Annotated in this window: 2 protein-coding genes; both read right to left on the bottom strand. The window is 40.9% G+C overall.

Annotation, left to right across the window (positions count from 1 at the left end; translation table 11 throughout):
• Positions 1–31 precede the first annotated feature (31 nt).
• Positions 32–937: an IS3 family transposase gene (locus LDK34_RS12480; RefSeq protein ID WP_225439169.1), complete on the bottom strand. Its 906-nt coding sequence runs from the start codon at positions 935–937 to the stop codon at positions 32–34.
• Positions 910–1,446 carry a helix-turn-helix domain-containing protein gene (locus LDK34_RS12485; RefSeq protein ID WP_225439154.1) on the bottom strand — a complete coding sequence of 179 codons (537 nt, stop codon included), beginning with the start codon at positions 1,444–1,446 and terminating at the stop codon, positions 910–912. The genes LDK34_RS12480 and LDK34_RS12485 overlap by 28 nt, the downstream gene beginning before the upstream one ends.
• Positions 1,447–1,497 lie beyond the last annotated feature (51 nt).

Genomic DNA, 1,497 nt, shown 5'->3' on the forward strand with positions numbered 1-1,497 from the left:
TGAAGTGAACCCTTAAAGTTGGACAAATATATTAAGCTGCTTTCTGAACGGCGAGTTTCCGGTATTGTACTGGAGACTTGCCGTTCAGTTTTATTTTGATACGACGTTGATTGTAGAAATCAATCCAGTTAGTCATAGCTTGAACTAGTGATGCTTGATCTTCAAAATGCTCGTCCATAACTTCGGCTTTCATGATGTGGAAAAATGATTCTACTACGGCATTGTCTAAACAGGTCGCCTTACGGGACATGCTTTGAAAGACCCGATGATTTTTTAGAGTCTGCTGCCAATTATAATGCTGATATTGGAAACCTTGATCCGTATGAACAGTGGTTCGATACTTGAGCTTTGGTAGACGATCGAGAGCTTCTTTCAATGGCTTGACCGCAAACTCCACTGTTGGGTGGTTACTGATATTAAATGCTAAAACTTCTCCCGAAAACAGGTCCAGAATTGGCTCTAGATAAACACGTTCACTCTGGCTCATGCTACCATATCTGAATTCACTAACATCCGCGACTAGTTTTTGATAGGGACGATCCGTCATAAAACGACGATTCAGACGGTTTGGAGAAATTTTCCCAACCGTTCCCTGATATGAGTTATATTTACGTTTTTGACGATTAAAAGCCTGGCACAGCCAGTCATGGTCATGCATGATGCGTAATACGCGTTTGTGGTTGACCTTGAACCCTAATTCACCTAGTGCATTAGTCAGTCGACGATAACCATATTTCTTGGTATATTTTGGATCCTGCTGACGGATTTCATCAATCGCTTGAATGAGTTGATCGTCATCAAATACGCGTCCAGAATGAGTCTGCGCATAATAATATGTGCTACGCGGAATCTTAACCACTTTGAGAACTAGTTTAATTGAAACCTGAAATTCCTGCCTTAACTCAGCTACTAGTGCCGTGAGTTCTCTTGTGTGGATTTTTTCCGTGCTAAGGCATCGAGTTTTTTTAAGAAGCTGTTCTCAATTCTTAACATTTCATTTTCTTTTTCTAGCTGTTTTAACTTAGCTTTGTCATCTTTAGAAGCTGGGGCTGACTGGTTCTTAGCTCGTTTGTTTTTATGCTTTGTCATTGCTTTTGGGTTTCCTCGTTTTCGCTCAAGACCCTCAATTCCCAGTTTCTTAAAGCGTCGTGCCCATTGCCAAATTGTACTAGGCGATGATAGGTTGAAATGTAAGGCAGTTACTGGAAGTGAGGCGTGATTTTGTTCCTTCCAGTTTAATACATCGATTTTGAAGTGACTAGAATAATCTTGATCCATGGAACGATGCTTCAAACCATCAAGTCCATACCTTTGGAACAGATGAACCCAGTTCAAAACAATAGCATCATTACTAACACCGTATTCCTTTGCTAGAGAAGTGCTGCTTTTACCGGTCAGGTACTCAGTGACCACCTTTGTACGAAACTCGAAAGTGAATTTAGACATAGTAAAACCCCCAAGGTTGAATTTGTTGTCCAACCTTGGGGGTTCACTTCA

The organism is Furfurilactobacillus milii, assembly GCF_021654115.1.
In the GTDB taxonomy this organism is placed as follows: Bacteria; Bacillota; Bacilli; order Lactobacillales; family Lactobacillaceae; genus Furfurilactobacillus; species Furfurilactobacillus milii.

Coding starts and splice junctions, on each gene's coding strand:
- LDK34_RS12485 (WP_225439154.1), bottom strand. CDS start 1,446: ATGTCTAAATTCACTTTCGAGTTTCGTACAAAGGTGGTCACTGAGTAC.